This is a genomic window from Phycisphaerales bacterium (assembly GCA_040217175.1).
Classification (GTDB): Bacteria; Planctomycetota; Phycisphaerae; order Phycisphaerales; family UBA1924; genus JAHCJI01.
On sequence record JAVJNT010000002.1, the window covers coordinates 822,340 to 837,051 of the forward strand.

General features: G+C 67.4%; 16 protein-coding genes. 6 read left to right on the top strand and 10 right to left on the bottom strand.

Annotated features, from left to right (window positions below; translation table 11 throughout):
* Positions 1 to 14: 14 nt before the first annotated feature.
* Positions 15 to 485 carry a hypothetical protein gene (locus RIA68_10660; protein ID MEQ8317905.1) on the top strand — a complete coding sequence of 157 codons (471 nt, stop codon included), beginning with the start codon at positions 15 to 17 and terminating at the stop codon, positions 483 to 485.
* On the opposite strand, the gene RIA68_10665 is transcribed toward RIA68_10660, so the two are convergent.
* Positions 446 to 1,999, bottom strand: coding sequence for a glycosyltransferase (locus tag RIA68_10665; GenBank protein MEQ8317906.1), 1,554 nt, complete (start codon positions 1,997 to 1,999; stop codon positions 446 to 448). The two genes, RIA68_10660 and RIA68_10665, sit on opposite strands and share 40 nt — an antisense overlap.
* 73 nt (positions 2,000 to 2,072) lie before the next feature.
* Between RIA68_10665 and RIA68_10670 the strand changes: the two genes are divergently transcribed.
* Together RIA68_10670 and rsmA are read left to right on the top strand one after the other, a co-directional pair.
* Positions 2,073 to 2,969 carry an HAD hydrolase family protein gene (locus tag RIA68_10670; protein ID MEQ8317907.1) on the top strand — a complete coding sequence of 299 codons (897 nt, stop codon included), beginning with the start codon at positions 2,073 to 2,075 and terminating at the stop codon, positions 2,967 to 2,969.
* Between the two features lie 4 nt (positions 2,970 to 2,973).
* The gene (rsmA, locus tag RIA68_10675; protein ID MEQ8317908.1) at positions 2,974 to 3,828 is read left to right on the top strand and encodes a 16S rRNA (adenine(1518)-N(6)/adenine(1519)-N(6))-dimethyltransferase RsmA; all 855 of its coding nucleotides are present in this window, start codon (positions 2,974 to 2,976) and stop codon (positions 3,826 to 3,828) included.
* On the opposite strand, the gene RIA68_10680 is transcribed toward rsmA, so the two are convergent.
* Genes RIA68_10680 through RIA68_10700 form a run of 5 tightly spaced genes read right to left on the bottom strand, consistent with a single transcriptional unit; the run spans position 3,780 to position 6,634 of the window.
* The gene (locus RIA68_10680; protein ID MEQ8317909.1) at positions 3,780 to 4,367 is read right to left on the bottom strand and encodes a flavodoxin family protein; all 588 of its coding nucleotides are present in this window, start codon (positions 4,365 to 4,367) and stop codon (positions 3,780 to 3,782) included. The two genes, rsmA and RIA68_10680, sit on opposite strands and share 49 nt — an antisense overlap.
* Positions 4,368 to 4,417: 50 nt before the next feature.
* Positions 4,418 to 4,840 (bottom strand): globin, encoded by a 423-nt coding sequence (locus tag RIA68_10685; GenBank protein MEQ8317910.1) that lies wholly within the window; start codon positions 4,838 to 4,840, stop codon positions 4,418 to 4,420.
* Positions 4,837 to 5,223 (bottom strand): zinc ribbon domain-containing protein, encoded by a 387-nt coding sequence (locus tag RIA68_10690; GenBank protein ID MEQ8317911.1) that lies wholly within the window; start codon positions 5,221 to 5,223, stop codon positions 4,837 to 4,839. Before RIA68_10690 ends, RIA68_10685 begins: the two co-directional genes overlap by 4 nt.
* A complete protein-coding gene (locus RIA68_10695) occupies positions 5,220 to 5,507 on the bottom strand; it encodes a hypothetical protein (GenBank protein MEQ8317912.1) in 288 nt (95 codons plus the stop codon). The genes RIA68_10690 and RIA68_10695 overlap by 4 nt, the downstream gene beginning before the upstream one ends.
* Positions 5,508 to 5,509: 2 nt before the next feature.
* Positions 5,510 to 6,634 carry an ATP-binding protein gene (locus RIA68_10700; GenBank protein MEQ8317913.1) on the bottom strand — a complete coding sequence of 375 codons (1,125 nt, stop codon included), beginning with the start codon at positions 6,632 to 6,634 and terminating at the stop codon, positions 5,510 to 5,512.
* Positions 6,635 to 6,884: 250 nt separating this feature from the next.
* Between RIA68_10700 and RIA68_10705 the strand changes: the two genes are divergently transcribed.
* Positions 6,885 to 7,241 carry an RNA-binding protein gene (locus RIA68_10705; GenBank protein ID MEQ8317914.1) on the top strand — a complete coding sequence of 119 codons (357 nt, stop codon included), beginning with the start codon at positions 6,885 to 6,887 and terminating at the stop codon, positions 7,239 to 7,241.
* Positions 7,242 to 7,277: 36 nt separating this feature from the next.
* Positions 7,278 to 8,258 carry a fatty acid desaturase gene (locus tag RIA68_10710; GenBank protein ID MEQ8317915.1) on the top strand — a complete coding sequence of 327 codons (981 nt, stop codon included), beginning with the start codon at positions 7,278 to 7,280 and terminating at the stop codon, positions 8,256 to 8,258.
* Between the two features lie 51 nt (positions 8,259 to 8,309).
* Here the strand turns inward: RIA68_10710 and RIA68_10715 are convergent, their stop codons facing one another.
* The 4 genes from RIA68_10715 to RIA68_10730 form a co-directional block, all read right to left on the bottom strand.
* Positions 8,310 to 9,386: a hypothetical protein gene (locus RIA68_10715; GenBank protein MEQ8317916.1), complete on the bottom strand. Its 1,077-nt coding sequence runs from the start codon at positions 9,384 to 9,386 to the stop codon at positions 8,310 to 8,312.
* Positions 9,387 to 9,389: 3 nt separating this feature from the next.
* Positions 9,390 to 10,691, bottom strand: coding sequence for a hypothetical protein (locus tag RIA68_10720; protein ID MEQ8317917.1), 1,302 nt, complete (start codon positions 10,689 to 10,691; stop codon positions 9,390 to 9,392).
* 134 nt (positions 10,692 to 10,825) lie between these two features.
* Positions 10,826 to 11,992 carry an L-dopachrome tautomerase-related protein gene (locus tag RIA68_10725; GenBank protein ID MEQ8317918.1) on the bottom strand — a complete coding sequence of 389 codons (1,167 nt, stop codon included), beginning with the start codon at positions 11,990 to 11,992 and terminating at the stop codon, positions 10,826 to 10,828.
* Positions 11,993 to 12,021: 29 nt separating this feature from the next.
* Positions 12,022 to 13,503, bottom strand: a complete 1,482-nt coding sequence (locus tag RIA68_10730) for a radical SAM protein (protein MEQ8317919.1) — start codon at positions 13,501 to 13,503, stop codon at positions 12,022 to 12,024.
* A gap of 192 nt (positions 13,504 to 13,695) precedes the next feature.
* Here RIA68_10730 and sucD point away from each other — a divergent pair, with 192 nt between their 5' ends.
* The gene (gene sucD / locus RIA68_10735; GenBank protein MEQ8317920.1) at positions 13,696 to 14,703 is read left to right on the top strand and encodes a succinate--CoA ligase subunit alpha; all 1,008 of its coding nucleotides are present in this window, start codon (positions 13,696 to 13,698) and stop codon (positions 14,701 to 14,703) included.
* Positions 14,704 to 14,712: the final 9 nt, after the last annotated feature.

Here is a 14,712-nt window from a genome sequence, read left to right on the forward strand (position 1 = left end):
TCGGGGGGCCTTGGTTGATCACGCGGTATCGCCACTACATTCGCAACGTGGGCCCGGCCCGGGCCATCTCGAACACGGCGCTGCTTTGCATCTTCGTGTACATCGTCGTCAAGGGGTCGATGGCGGCGGGCAACACGCTCGTCACCGTCTTCGCCCTCGCGATGGTGAGCGTGCCGATCATCGTCGGCATGTGCGCGCCGCTGCTCTTGCTGGGCTTGTTCGTGCGCAACGCGTCGAAGACGATGCAGCTCATCCGCCTGCTCCAGGTCTTCGTGTTCGGCACGCTACTCGTGCTGCTCATCTTCAGGCCGCCGGTGCCGTGGTGGGGCTGGCTCGGCATGCTGGGGGTCGTGAGCTTCCTGCACGGCCTCGTGTTCTGGTTCATGTCCGATCCGCGGACGCTGACCGAGCGTGGCATGAACGCGCTCTACGGGACGGAGCCGGGCTACGACGAACAGGATCCCGCGCCGTCGGCGAGTTCGTAGAGCGTGATCGCTTCCAGGCCGCGCGTGTGGAGTCGTTGTTCCATCGCGTCTTGATGGATGAAGGATGAAACCAGGACGCTCGTGCCGGGAGAAACCTGATCTAGCCCCACCACCGGCCAGCCCCACAGCGTGGTGCCGTGGTTCTTCGGGTCGTCGTCGATGATGCAGACGACGTTGGCGCGTGCGAGCACCTCGGCGAGGGCCAGGGTGTGGCGGCCGGCGCCGTAGATGGCGATGGGACCTTCGATGGCGGCGATGGCCCTGGCGGCGCGCTCGGTTGCATCGGGGGGCACGCTGCTGCTGGGCGACGCGGCGTGATCGGATACGAGCGTGCATGGGCGGTCGAGCGGCCACCAGCGGGGCTCGGCGGCGAGGGTGCTCGTGAAGAGCTCTTCGCAGGCCTCGCCGTGGACGCCGAGGCTGTATCGCTGGGCCGCCCGCTCGTAGGCCGCGGCGCGCATGGCGTCGAGCATGTTCCGATCAGTAGCGAGCAACGCGATGGCGTCGGTCATGCGTCGGGCGATGGCGTGCTCGCCCTCGTGATAGCCGGCCTCGATGAGCAGGCCCGAGACGCCGTGCTCGATGGCCTCGGCGGCGCCCGACTCGACGCGCGTGACGATGGGCGCGACGCCGCTGGCCATTGCTTCCAGCATCGCGACGTTGAGCCCCTCGTAGCGTGAGGTCAGTAGCAGTGCGTCGGCGGCGGCGATCTTGGGACGCAGCTCGCTCCGGGGCAGGCCGTCGAGCCGGCGCGCATTCGGCAGGCCATCGAGCCGCTGGTCGACCTCGGCAGCGGCTGGACCATCGCCAACGAGCGTGAGCCGGTGTGGCACGCCGTCGTCGTGCAGGAGCCGGGCGACCTCGCACAGCACGCCGACGCGGCGGGCCTCGTGCTCCATGCGGCCGGGGTAGATGAGCTCGATGGGACGCTGCTCGCGGGTCTCGGGTGGCTCGCCAAGCTCGACGCCGTACGGGATGCGGTGGACGTCGGCCGATCTCCAGGGCAGGCGTTGTCGCAGCTTCGTGGTGATGTGCTGGCTGACGCAGGCGACGGCCGAGAACATCGGCTCGTAGTTCTGCAGCATCGATGCGTCGAACGGGTTGTCGCTGTGCTGCCAGCCGATGACGCGGAGGCGGTCGCCGTGCGTGGAGGCGAGCGCCGCGGCGGCGGCGTAGCAGTTCGCCTCGAGGCTGGGCAGCACGATGGCCGGCCGCTGCCTTGACCAGCCGAGCGATTCGAGGGCGGTTCGATATTCCTCGACGAAGGGTGCGAGGGAGATGCCGGGCGTGTCGATGGGCGGAAGGTGGCGGAGATCGGCAAGCTCGACGCCCGCGTGGAGCGCATGGTCGACGCGGGCATGGCCCTTGGGCTCGCGGTGCGCGGCGATGACGACTCGCCAGCCTCGATCGGCCATGACGCCAGCGAGGCGTAGGGCCCAGCTCACCACGCCGTTGACGCCCAGCCCCTGGGGCATGGCGATGAGCATGGCGGGCGTGTCGTCGCGGGCGAGCACACCCCACCATCGGTTACTTCGGGGCTCCCAGCGCACACGGGCAGGTCGTCGGCCGCGCGCCAACGATTGCTCGATGCCATCGCACTATGACCTCATCGCCATCGACCTGGACGGCACGCTCGTGGGCCGGACGGGCGCGGTCTCGCAGGAGAACCTGGAGGCCGTCTGGCGTGCGCGGCGGGCGGGCATCGGGGTCACGATCTGCACGGGCCGGGTACTGAGCGAGTGCCACGCCGTGCTCGACATGCTCGAGCAGCTCGATCCGGTGGTGGTGTCGGGGGGCGCGCAGATCGCCTGCGGCCGGGAGCGTCGGACGCTGGATGGACTGTCTCTTGAGAGCTCGCTGATCGACCGCGTGACCGAGCTCGCCAGCGGGCTCGACCTGGCGATGATGATCCAGAAGGAACGCGACCACGCGGGATACGACTACGTCATCTTGCCCGCAAGCGATGACCCGGACGCTGAGCTGCACCCGGTGCTGAAGCTCTGGAAGGTCGACAAGAACAAGAACGAAGCGATGGGCGTCTCCTATTGCATCGGTCGCGAAGGTCCGATGCACCACATCCCCAGCGTGCGGGCGGTGGCGTCGGGTTCCGCGTCGGAGGTCGCCAAGCTGAGCGAGGCGCTCGCGAACGAACTCGCAGGGCTGGCGATGTTCCACGCGTTTCCGCTGAGCACGCACGTACCCGAGGACGCCGAGCCGCCGCACGTGCTGGAGGTCTTCCCGCACAGCGCCGACAAGTGGAGCGCGCTCCAGAAGCTGGTCGACCGCGTGGGCGTGTCCCACGATCGGATCGCGGCGATCGGAGACCAGGCCAACGACCTGCACATGCTCGAGGGTGCGGCCCTGGGCGTGGCGATGGGCGAGGCGCCGGACTTCGTGAAGGCCAAGGCCGACCGCATCGCCGAGCCGTGCGCCGAGCACGGCGTAGCGCTGACCATCGACCGCATCCTGAGCGGCGAGTGGTGATCGCGTGCAGACGCTCGCGGAGATCAAGGCGCTCATGGAATCGCGTGGCCTTCGGCCGAAACGATCTCTCGGGCAGAACTTCCTGACCGACCACAATCTGATCCTCAAGCTCGTCGCGGCGTGCGGTGTTGGCTCTGCCGATCGCGTGCTGGAGGTCGGGCCGGGAACTGGGACGCTGACCGAGGCGTTGCTCGACACGGGCGCGCGGGTGCTGTCGTGCGAACTCGACGATGCGCTCTCGGAGCTTCTCCGCGAGCGGCTTGGCGGTCGGGAGAACTGGTCGCTAGTGCACGGAGATTGCCTGGATGGCAAGCGGGCTCTCAACCCGGCGATCGTTGAGTGGATTGGTAACGAACCGATCAAGCTCGTGGCGAACCTGCCGTACGGCTGCGCAACGCCGTTGATGTCGACGCTGCTGCTGCAATACCCGGGCTGCGACGTGCTGGGCGTGACGATCCAGAAGGAACTGGGCGATCGACTGCTGGCCGGGCCGGGCTCGCGGGACTATGGCCCGATCTCGGTCATCGCCCAGGCCGCGTGCGAGGTCGAGAAGATCGCCCACCTTCCGCCGGCGTGCTTCTGGCCGCGCCCGCAGGTGGACAGCTCGATGCTCGTGCTGCGGCGGCGTGCAGCGCCGATGTGCGATCTTCACGCACTGAGTGGCGTGTGCGCCGCGCTGTTCCAGCAGCGCCGCAAGCGCATCGCCAAGCCATTGCGCGAGTTGATCGGCGATCGGGAGCCACCCGAGGGCGTCTCGCCCGACCAGCGAGCCGAGGAGCTCTCGCTGGAGGCGTTTTGCCGGCTCGCCGATCAGGTCTCGGCCATGCGAGCGGCCAGCGACGCGATGCGCGATCCGTAGAATCGCGCCGTCTCGAGGTCGCCCGAGGGCGGTGACTGCTCGGGTGGAAGGTTGTCCGACTGGGCGTAGGCGCCGAGGAAGCCGCCCATGCGATTGGGCGTGTCCGGTCGACGGCCTGTCGCATCTCCGGGCGGCATCATGCCAAGCGACACCCACAGCATGCTGTGCTGGCCCGCGAAGCAGATGAGGTCCTGGAGGGTGTTGAGCTTATCTCCGGCGAGGCTGCCGCTGTTGCTGAAGCCGCCCGCGAGCTTGTCCTTCCAGCCCTGCTGGAACCAGATGCCGCTGCTGTTCTCCATGAACACCTTCAACTCGGCCGTGACCGAGCCCATGTAGGTCGGGCAGCCAAAGACGATGGCGTCGGCACGTTCCAGAGTATCCCAAGGCGCTGCATACTCGTTCTTTGCCGGGGCGGGGAACTCCTCGGCCGAGTGCAGCGCCACTTCGGCGCCGGCGTCCCTCACGCCCTGGGCAACGGCTTCGGCCTGCTTCTTCGTGTGACCGAAGGCGCTGTGGTACACGATGGCAACGAGCGTCATTCACCGCTCCCTTGTTTGTGCGCGAATGCGGAACATCGCAGATCGCATCGCTAGCGGTTGACCATGAAGAGGGCCGTTTGCGTGAAGAACACGCGGAGCTCTCGGTAGAGGTCGGGTTCAAGACTCAGTTCGTCGAGCGAGGCGAACATGAGTTCGAGCCATCGCTCGGCGGCGGCGTGGTCGATGGCAAACGGCATGTGACGCATGCGCAGGCGCGGATGGCCGCGTTGGTCGCTGTACGTGGTTGGCCCGCCGAATCGCTGAATCAGAAAGTCGCGGAGCCGAACGCGGGCCTCTTCCATGAATGGCTCGAGCGCGGTATCGTCGTTGGGGTCGACGCCGTGCTGGTCTCCCAGGTGCTGGCGGTACATCGGGCCGAGGACGTCGTCCGATGGCACGGCGTCGTAGAAGCCGCGGGTAAGGCGGTCGAAGCCCTCGGCACCGATGCGTTCGTAGGGGGACTGCTGGGTCACGCGGGATCGTTGGCGCGCAAAGCGCCGAGCCGCAGTCCGCACTCGGGGCACTTGTCGCTCGTCGGCTTGTCCAGGTCGTAGCCGCACTTCGGACACTTCGGTCGCGGCACGTCGACGATCATCGCGAGGCCGAAGCGGGCGACGAGCGCGAAGACCACGGCGACGATCAGGAGCACGACGGGGATGGCAAACCACTCGAAGTCGAGCGGATGGGGCATCTGCCCGAAGCCGGCGGACGCCACTTGCCTGACCTCGAGGAATTCTCGCAGCTGCAGGGCGATCCACGCGAGCGCCACGATCGTGAGCAACAGCGTCGCCATGCGGAGCACGATCCGCACACGCCAGCGCGCGGCGATGATGTCGTTGGCCGAGGGCCCGATCACGGAGACGCTCCGCTACCCAGCGGACCGCCGGTGAGCCACCGCGCGAACGAGGGCTCGAAGAGCAAAAGCAGACCGCCCAACACGAGATATCGCAGAACCATGAGACCGTAGTACCAGTCCTGGTCGGTTGGCATGCGGGCGGCCATGTACTCGATGCGATAGAGGCCCCAGCTCAAGAGCCAGAACGCGGCGAGGACGATGCTTGCGGCGCCGGCGAATCGCACGATCATCGTCGCGGCGAGCGCGGGGGTCCATGATTGCGATCGCGTGTCGGGCTGGTCCATTGCTAGTGCCCGAACAGGTTCGTCTGCGCAAACATGCCCGCCTCGTCGAAGTGGGCGACGGCTTCCTCGACCGTCGAGAAGATCCTGGTGGCGGTCTCGGTGATGAAGGGGCTGGGGGCCTTGGCTGGCCGCCAGACGACGTAGACCTCCTTGGTGTGCTCCCAGGCGTGCTGCAGTTCTCGCTCGACGCCGCTGCTGAGGCCCGGGATGCCGCCCGGCAGCTCGGGGATGTAGCTCACGATCATGTCGCTCTGGTCGATGAGCTTGAAGTCGCGCATGTAGATCTGGCCGTCGATGTCGCCGGCGATGTCGAGGACCTCACGCGTCCGGACGCGGAGCGGCTTGTCGTTGGCCTTGCCGCCGCCGAAGCTGTGGGGCTTGTGGTCGAAGAACTCCTGGCCCTGGCGGGCGGCCTCGAGCGCTCGGTCGAGCAGCAGCTTCTCGTCGACGTCGCCCGGATCGAAGGTGATGAACTGCTCGGCCAGCTTGGCGCGGAACGCGTCGATCTCGGCCAGCACCTCGGGCATGTCGACGACGTGGCTCATGGGGAAGCTGGGGTAGACCTTGCGCATGTCGGGCCGGCAGACCAGGCGGAACATCGTCCGCACGGTGCTGGCGTGGCGGCCCCGGCTGACGATGTAGAAGTCGCTGCCCGGGACGGCCTGGCTCATGAGTTCGGTGGCGAGCAATTCTTCCTCTCGCCAGACCATGCAGTCCTTCATGGTGGCGTCGATCTCGTGATCGCGGTGCAGCCGCTCGTGCACGGTCTCGATGTTGTCGACCAGGCAGATGAACAGGTCGGGCTTGAGCTTGTTGATCTGGTCGAAGTCGAAGGCGCTGAACAGGCCGTGCCGCCAGCGGAAGGTCGCGTGCGTGTTGACGAGCACGTTGGGATGGTCGCGGCTCTCGCTGATGACGTCCTTGAACGCTGCGCGGCGGAGCGAGTGCAGGCGGCTGAGCGGCAGGTCGAGGATTCGGCCCGGGCGCACGTCGGGCGCTTCGGCGTACATCCGGTCGCCGACGTTGAAGAGCTCGATGCTCTCCCCCTGCTGGCCCGCGAAGGCGGCGACCTCGTCGAGGTAGTTTTTCTTGTCGAGCCCAATCTGGCCGGTGACGATGGCCCGCATGCCGCCCTCCAACGCTGTGAGGTGGGTTTTCGATGGTCGTTCGAGCGCCGCACGGGGGAACCCGACTGTCAAGTCTATTCGCCGACGGGGGCCGGGCTTGACCCAACTGGATCACTCCTGAGGGTGTCGCTACTCTTGGAACTGGATCGCTGCGCGGCGAACCTGGGGGTATCGCCGGCCGCGCTCTTCCGACGCGACTTGCCCTGAAGGTCTCTCTCGGATGCATCTCATCAGGGCAGGAGTCGGAACCGTGAAGATTTATGTTGGAAACCTCCCCTATGACACCTCCGAGGGCGCTCTTCAGGAGCTTTTTGGCGAGTTCGGCGAAGTCGATAGCGTCTCGCTCATCATGGACCGTGAGACCGGTCGCCCGCGTGGCTTTGGCTTCGTCGAGATGAACGACGATGCTGCGGCTCGCAACGCGCTCGAGGGCCTCAACGGCAAGGACTTCGGTGGACGCCCGCTGACCGTGAACGAGGCCAAGCCCCGCGAGGGTGGCGGCGGTCGCGGCGGCTTCGGCGGCGGCCGGGGCGGCGGCGGTGGCGGCGGCTACGGCGGTGGTCGTGGCGGCGGCGGCGGTGGTGGCGGCGGCTGGGGCCGTCGCTAAAGACCATCGGGCGGCTCGCCCGAAACAAGGGAACTTATGACAACCATTCCATCTCCGACCCCCGCGGTCGTCCGCCGAGACGCCGCGGCCGGGGCTACAGCCCCAGCCAGAGTCCGCGAAGTCGAGGACTACGGCCCGCTGCCGCTCGGGCAGCGCATCGCAAACCTGATCTTCATACTCGTGCCGCTGTGCATGCTCGTTTGGGCGATCGTGTACGCCTGGGGTCGCGGGGTGGGCTGGACGGAGCTCGGTCTCATGACCGGGCTCTACTTGTTGACGGGCTTTGGCGTGACCATCGGGTATCACCGGCTGTTTACGCACAAGTCGTTCCGCACCGGCCCCATCATGACCACCATCCTGGGCGTGCTGGGCTCGATGGCCAGCGAGGGGCCGATCATCACGTGGGTGGCCCACCATCGCTGCCACCACCAGCACAGCGACGCCGAGCACGACCCCCACTCTCCCCACGGCCACGGCTCGGGGTTCAAGGGGCTCGTCAAGGGCTTCTTCATGAGCCACGTGGGCTGGATGGTGGTTGGCGGGCGGCGCGACCTGCGCAAGTACGTTCCCGATCTCGAGGCCGATCCGCTCATTAGCAAGCTCAGCAGGATGTTCCTGGTGTGGATGGCGGTCAGCCTGCTGCTGCCGGCGGTGCTCGGCGGGCTCATCACGATGAGCTGGTGGGGCGCGTTCCTGGGCTTCGTGTGGGGCGGGCTTATCCGCATCGCCGTCGTGCATCACATCACGTGGAGCGTCAACAGCGTGTGCCACATCTGGGGCACGCGGCCGTTCCAGAGCCACGACGAGAGCCGCAACAACCCCATCGTGGGCGTGCTGGCGCTCGGCGAGGGCTGGCACAACAACCACCACGCGTTCCCCACGAGCGCGCGGCACGGGCTGAAGTGGTGGCAGTTCGACAGCAGCTACCTGATCATCAAAGCAATGGAAAAGGTGGGGCTCGCCTGGGACGTCAAGGTGCCCAGCGCCGAGCGGATGGCCAAGAAGGCCGTCGCGTAGGCACGGGTTCCCCTCGAGCAGCCGTCAACCGCCGGAATTTCCGGCGGTTTTTCATTGGCGTGATCGGATCTCGCGGCCGAACGCTGCGAGCTCGCGTTCGAAGGCATCGTCGAGGACGCGGCGTGCTTCCGTGTGCTCGTAGATCGCCTCGCTGGCCCGGCGCTCGGCTCTCCAGTCGAGGGCAGCCGAGGCCTCGAATTGGGCATCGATCGCGGAGGCCCATTCGCGATTGATCGACGCGGCCTGCTCTTCGTACCGCGTGCTGATGGACTCGAGCTCATTGCGATCTTCGTCCGTGAGCCGGCGGTTCAGTCTCAGGGCCCTGACGACCATCTGCGGACCGCTGCGCCGGTAGGGCTCGGGCCAGAACGCCTCGCGGACGGCACGATCCCACCGGTCGTGATCGTCGGCGGGCAGGGCTTCCTTGATCCGCGAGGCGAATTCGATGTTGATCTTCTTGGCGCGAAGCTGGAGCACGTCCATGCTCTCCTCAGACTCTTGGAGCTCGAGGTCCGCGAGATCCTCGGGGAGTTCATCCGGGACTTCGAGGATCTGCGCACGACGAATCGGATCGATCGCGTTCTCGTACTCGAGCAAGATTTCGGCGATGGGCTCGATCTCGTCGTAGCGCAATCGTCGGGCCATCTCGATGACGTCGGCCCCATCGCCGCGCCGACTGTCGACTGCGGCCGCGCGATTCCGCCACCACGCCCGCTCGACCCGTTCGATGCCCGCGCGCTGCTGGGGCGTCGTTGCGAGTGCGAGGACGTCGTCGAGGAGCTCGCGCTCGAGTCGCTGCGGCCTGGCGAAGAGCTCGTTGATCTCGTCCCCGCCCGCGGTTGCTCGCATGAAAGACCTGAGATACGCGGTCGCGATCCGGCCCTCGCGGATATCCCGGGCGCCGGCGGCCGCCGTATCCATGAGCCGCTCTTCCAGCGCCGCGCTCACCGCTCGCATCTCTTCGCGATACGCCCGGTAGTGCTCGATGGCGGCGGCCTCCTGCTCTTCGTCGAGCGAGAGGAGTTCGGCGTAGTGGCGAACGTCGTTCGCATCGATGGTGGCCAGGCCCTGGGCGAAGGCAGCGATGCTGGATGCGATGACGACGATGGCCGAACACAGCGATCGCATGGATCATCCCCCGCCCATCTCACGAATCACCGCGTCGGCATCTACGGCGCCGCCGGCGGCGTCGGGCATGGCCTCTTGCTGCTCGGGCGTCAGGACGGCCAGCACGCGCTCGACGAAGCGCTCGTCGAGTGCCATGCGATCGCTCCGCCGCTGCTGCACGGCCTCGTTCTTAGCCTGGTACGCCATCCAGTCGTCCTGGTCGGAGTCCTCGCCCAGTGCCTGTCGCGCTTCATCGAGATCGGCGACGGCGTCGATCCAGGCCTTGTTGGCCGGCTCGACCTCTCGTACATACTGGCTCATCGTGGCCTCGATGGCGCCCCGCTGGTCTTCGGTCAGGTCGCTCAGCGCGAGGGCCGCGTCGAAGGCGCGGTCGACGTCGCCCGGCGCGTACACCTCGGGCCAGCGGGCCTGCTTGTAGGCGGCATCCCACGCCTCCCGGAGTTCGTTGGGCAGCATGGCGTGCACGCGGCGGGCATACCGCTCGTTGACGGCCGAGATGCCCTTGGCCATTGCCTCGAGCTCGTCCTCGAAGCGACTCTCGAGCGTGGCGTCTTCGCTGCCCTCGCTCATCGCCTTGGCCATCTCGCGAAACGCCGTCAGTGCGCGTTCGACGAACGCGGCGCTCTGCTCGCCAAGCTCCACCTCGTACTCGTACAACGCTTGTTGTGCTGCGGCGGCATCGCCGGTGGCGTTCTCGGCCGGCAGCACGGGCGGATCCATGCCGCGCCCGATCGCGACGAGGTCGATCATGCCGCTATCGAGGCCACCGTTCATCGAGCTCATCGCGACGGCCATCTCGCGGGCCCGCGTACGGACGACGCGCTGATGGCCGGCCTGCTGGGCCTCGGTCGCGGCAAGGGCGCCAAGGTCGTCGACGTACTGATTGCCCAGGTTCACCGAGCGCTCGATGAAGCCGACGGCGACCTTCATCATGTCGGCCATCATGGCCTCGACCTTCTCCCAGTCGGTCTCGCCGTCGCTCATCGACTCTTCGATGGAACGGACGACGTCGCGCATCTTGACGGCTGCGTCGCGGTAGGAGCCGAAGTACTCTCGATGCATCTCGAGGGCGACTTCACGCTGCAGTTCGTCGAGGTCCATCAGATCGGCGTAGAAGTTTGCAGACTCGCGCGGGATGCTGAAGACCATCATCTCCTGCAGCATCTCGTCGTCTTCGTCGGCCTGTGCTTCGGCCCGTGCTTCGGATTCTTGGGCCAACACGAGGGCCGCACCGGGTAGCGTGCCCGGCGCTACCAGCGTCACGCCAAGACCCACGATCGCCGCCAACATCCACTTCGCATCCATCCCACGCCCCTTCCTGCCGGCGAGCACCGGCTAGGGGGTTATAGGTGTTTTGGGGCGGGCGGTTGCGGACAGGGCGTGCACAATCGAGTTGGCTCGCGACCCACGCGCTCTGTTCCAATCACCCGCCCAAGGCCCTATTCCGGGAGTGGCGCCCGCCACAGGCCGTAGGGCTCGCTCGGCATCAGGCCGTCGAAGCTGTAGGCCTTGGTCTGGTGGATGCGGCTGGTCGAGACGTAGACGCCATCGGGCGTGATGGCGAGGCTGTCGGGCCAGGCGAGGCGGTCGTCCTCGATGAGCGTGCGATAGTTGCCGCCGGGGGTGCGGTACACGATGGCGTCGCGCTCGAGGGCGGTGAAGTAGATTTTGCCCGCCGCGTCGGCGTCCATGCCGTCGGTCATGACGCTGGGGCCCAGGTCCTCGACCGCCGCGGCGATCTCGAATCCACGAGCGTCGAAGTCGGCGAGCACGCCCGCGGGAACGCGGTACAGGGTGCGAGCGGTCAGGGCCTGGTAGTACACGAAGTCGTCGGCCGGGTTGTAGGCGATGCCGTCGGCGTGGATCTGGGGGACCGGGCCGTCGGGCGTCTGGCCGGCGCGGAGCTCGCGGCCGCCGATCTTCGGAACGACGCCGCGCTCGGCCTTCGTGCTCGGGTGGTTCGCCAGCACGCGGCGGGATTGATTGGTATCGAGATCGACGACGACGATCGCACCCAGGCCCGAATCCGTGATGAACGCGACGTTGCGTTCGACGTCGATGCGGACGTCATTGAGGTAGCTCCGCTCGGGCGCAATCCGTTCATCGAAACGAATGACGCGAACGACGCGATCGGTCTCCAGGTCGACCTCGACGAGCTTGGCCGCGCCCGGTACGACGCCCTCGAACCTCGGGCTGGCCGGGTCGAGGATCCACAGGCGGCCCTTCGCGTCGACGTGCACGCTCTGCACGCACACGAAGCGGTAGCCAGGGTCGGGATCGAGATCGGTTGGCGCGGGGGGCCAGCGGTTCCACTGCCCGTCGGGGTACGGCCGCTGCACGCCGTCGATGAGCTCGACGACGGCATAGCGATACGGCCCGCTCCAATTCGGAAAGCTTACGAACACGCGGCCGTCGTTGGTTGCGGCCACGCCCGTCCACTGGAAGCCCACGACCTGGTGGACCGACTCGAGGCGGTCGGCGGGGAAGTCCACGGCCGTGGTGCGTGCCTCGAGCGGCTCGGACGCGCTGGGCTGCACCTGCTGGCACGCGGGCAGCAGGAGCCCGAGCAAGACCGCCGGCAACCCGATCGTGAGCGTGCGAATCATGGAGCCTCCTCGCGCGTGCGAGCGAGACGCTAGCCCTCTAGCACCGGCAGCGAGACCGATTTCGGCCGCGGCGACGGCTCTGCCTTCCTTCGACGCCCGAGCACGCCCAGGCCCGTTTCGATGACGGGGCGCGTGATGTTCAGCCGCTTGGCGCGGATGGCCAGGTCCCACACGGGACCGAGCTTCCGCCACGCGGCGCTGTAGCCGAAGTGCTTGCATCGCGAGAGGACACGCTCGTGGTTGGCTGCCGCCCGCGCGATGTTCGTCCAGCGATAGAAGTGCTCGTACGCCCGCCAGTAGCCGGCCTCGAGCTGCGCGGGCGTCATGTGCCTGGGCTCGAACACCGCGTGCCGCGTGTCGTACAGCCGCCAATCTCGGTGCAGGATGCGGCCCTGCCCCTCGATCTCGTCCCAGTAGGCCGTGCCTGGGTAGGGCGTGGCGACGTGGAAGGTGGCGGTGGTGATGCCGCGCTCGACCGCCCAGGCGACGGTGCGATCGAACACGTCCGGCCCGTCGCCATCGAGGCCGAAGACGAACGAGCCGTTGACCATGACGCCCAGGGAGTCGAGCCGGCGGATGGCCGCGTCGGCGTCGCTCTTGAGGTTCTGGGTCTTCTTGCTCTGGACGAGGCTCGCCTCGTTGACGCTCTCGAAGCCGATGAAGATGCTTCGAAGGCCGGCGTCGACGGCACGCTCGACGAGATCGCCCCGCAGGATCGAGTCGATGGTGGCGGCGCCCTGGAAGACGCGGCCCATGCCCTTCATGCCGTCGAAGAGCGCCCGTGCAAAGTGCGGGTCGCCGAGCAGGTGGTCGTCGAGGAAGTACAGGTGCTTGCCGGGCAAGCATTCGATCTCCGCCAGCGCGTCGTCGACGGCTTGCGTGTAGAACCGCCGCCCGCCCTTGTAGAAGCCGCTGTTGTAGCAGAACGTGCAGCGGTGCGGGCAGCCCCGGCTGACGACGATGGAGTTGGGCACGAGGTACAGCCGGCGATCGATCAGGTCTCGCCGCGTCGGTGGGAGGCTCTCGAGCGTGCGAACGAAGTCCTTGGAGTCGTATCGCGGCTTCGCTTCGCCCTTGCGAAGGTCTTCCAGGAACGCGGGCCACGTCGCGTCGCCAACGCCGATGAAGAGGTGATCGCAGAGGCCGTCGGCTTCGTCTGGCAGGCTGGTCACGTGCAATCCGCCCAGGCACACGCGCACGCCCATCTCCTTGTAATGTCGAGCGATGGCATACGCCCGGTGGGCGTTGGTGATGTATGCCTGGATGACCACCATGTCGGGGCGCTCGGCGAGGGTGCCTCGCCAACGCTTGCCGAGCACGCCACGACCATCGTCGTAGCTGGTGAGCACGCCGGGCATGACGTGCTCGTCGATGATCATGGCCTCGTCGCCCGCATCGAGGAACGCCGCGAGCTGGGCCATGCCCAGCGGCGGAAACAGGGCGTACTTGATGGGACGGAAGAACGGCCCCGTGGCCTCGGTCAACGCCGGCAGCACGAACAGCACGCGCACGGATACCCCCCACCGGCCCGACGCCGGTACCTCGAGCCTCGTCGAGCGAGGCACGACTCGTGTGGGATTGCCCCCTCGACGGGGGCAGGACGACCCGTACTACGCGCGTCGACGGCCGGGGTTCGGCGACCGCCCCGACCGCCGGGGCCTACGCTGGCCTGAACCCGCGAAACCTACCTTCGGAGGCGCCCCATGGCCGTGCTCGTCGACGCTGAAACCCAGGTCATCTGCCAAGGCATCACCGGAGCATTCGGTGCCGTCCACACCAAGGGCTGCCTGCACTACGGCACCAAGCTCGTCGGCGGTGTGACGCCCGGCAAGGGCGGCACGAAGGACGACAACGGGCTGCCCATCTTCGACACCGTGAAGCAGGCGACCGACGCGACGGGCGCCACCGCGACGATGATCTTCGTGCCCCCGCCCTTCGCGGGCGACGCCATCTTGGAGGCCGCCGACGCAGGACTGCGCCTGATCTGCTGCATTACCGAAGGCGTGCCGGTCCATGACATGGTCCGCGTGCGCGCCGCGCTCGATTCGATGAACGTTGCTGCCCGTGGCGCCGACGTCCATCCGACGCAAGACCTCTTCACGCTGATCGGACCAAACTGCCCCGGCGTCATTACGCCCGGGCCCAAGACGGGCAGCGGCGAGAGCGCGAGCGATCCATACACGAACGCCGGCTGCAAGATCGGCATCATGCCCGGCTACATCAACACGCACATCAGCGAAGAGAAGTGCACGACGGGCAAGGCGGTCGGCATCGTCAGCCGCTCGGGCACGCTGACCTATGAAGCCGTCTGGCAGTGCTCGCAATTGGGCATTGCCCAGAGCACGTGCATCGGCATCGGCGGCGATCCGGTCCGCGGGCTGAGCCACGTCGACTGCCTGCGGCTCTTCCAGAACGATCCCGACACGCACGGCATCCTCATGATCGGCGAGATCGGCGGCAGCGACGAGGAAGACGCCGCGCGCTACGTCCGCGAGCACGTGACCAAGCCCGTCGCCGGCTTCATCGCCGGCCAGACCGCGCCCCCCGGCAAGCGCATGGGCCACGCCGGCGCGATCATCAGCGGCGGCGAGGGCACGGCGGCGGCCAAGATCGCCGCGATGGAGGACGCCGGCATTACCGTGGCGCGCAGCCCGGCCGAGATGGGCCAGGCCATGGCCAAGGCGATGGGGCTGGAGTTGGCTGCGGTCTGACGAGCGGTC

Excerpts from the sequence above, each read along its gene's own strand:
- RIA68_10670 (MEQ8317907.1), top strand. The coding sequence starts at position 2,073 with ATGCCATCGCACTATGACCTCATCGCCATCGACCTGGACGGCACGCTC.
- RIA68_10680 (MEQ8317909.1), bottom strand. The coding sequence starts at position 4,367 with ATGACGCTCGTTGCCATCGTGTACCACAGCGCCTTCGGTCACACGAAG.
- sucD (MEQ8317920.1), top strand. The coding sequence starts at position 13,696 with ATGGCCGTGCTCGTCGACGCTGAAACCCAGGTCATCTGCCAAGGCATC.
- RIA68_10725 (MEQ8317918.1), bottom strand. The coding sequence starts at position 11,992 with ATGATTCGCACGCTCACGATCGGGTTGCCGGCGGTCTTGCTCGGGCTC.
- RIA68_10695 (MEQ8317912.1), bottom strand. The coding sequence starts at position 5,507 with ATGGACCAGCCCGACACGCGATCGCAATCATGGACCCCCGCGCTCGCC.
- RIA68_10700 (MEQ8317913.1), bottom strand. The coding sequence starts at position 6,634 with ATGCGGGCCATCGTCACCGGCCAGATTGGGCTCGACAAGAAAAACTAC.
- RIA68_10710 (MEQ8317915.1), top strand. The coding sequence starts at position 7,278 with ATGACAACCATTCCATCTCCGACCCCCGCGGTCGTCCGCCGAGACGCC.
- RIA68_10715 (MEQ8317916.1), bottom strand. The coding sequence starts at position 9,386 with ATGCGATCGCTGTGTTCGGCCATCGTCGTCATCGCATCCAGCATCGCT.
- RIA68_10720 (MEQ8317917.1), bottom strand. The coding sequence starts at position 10,691 with ATGGATGCGAAGTGGATGTTGGCGGCGATCGTGGGTCTTGGCGTGACG.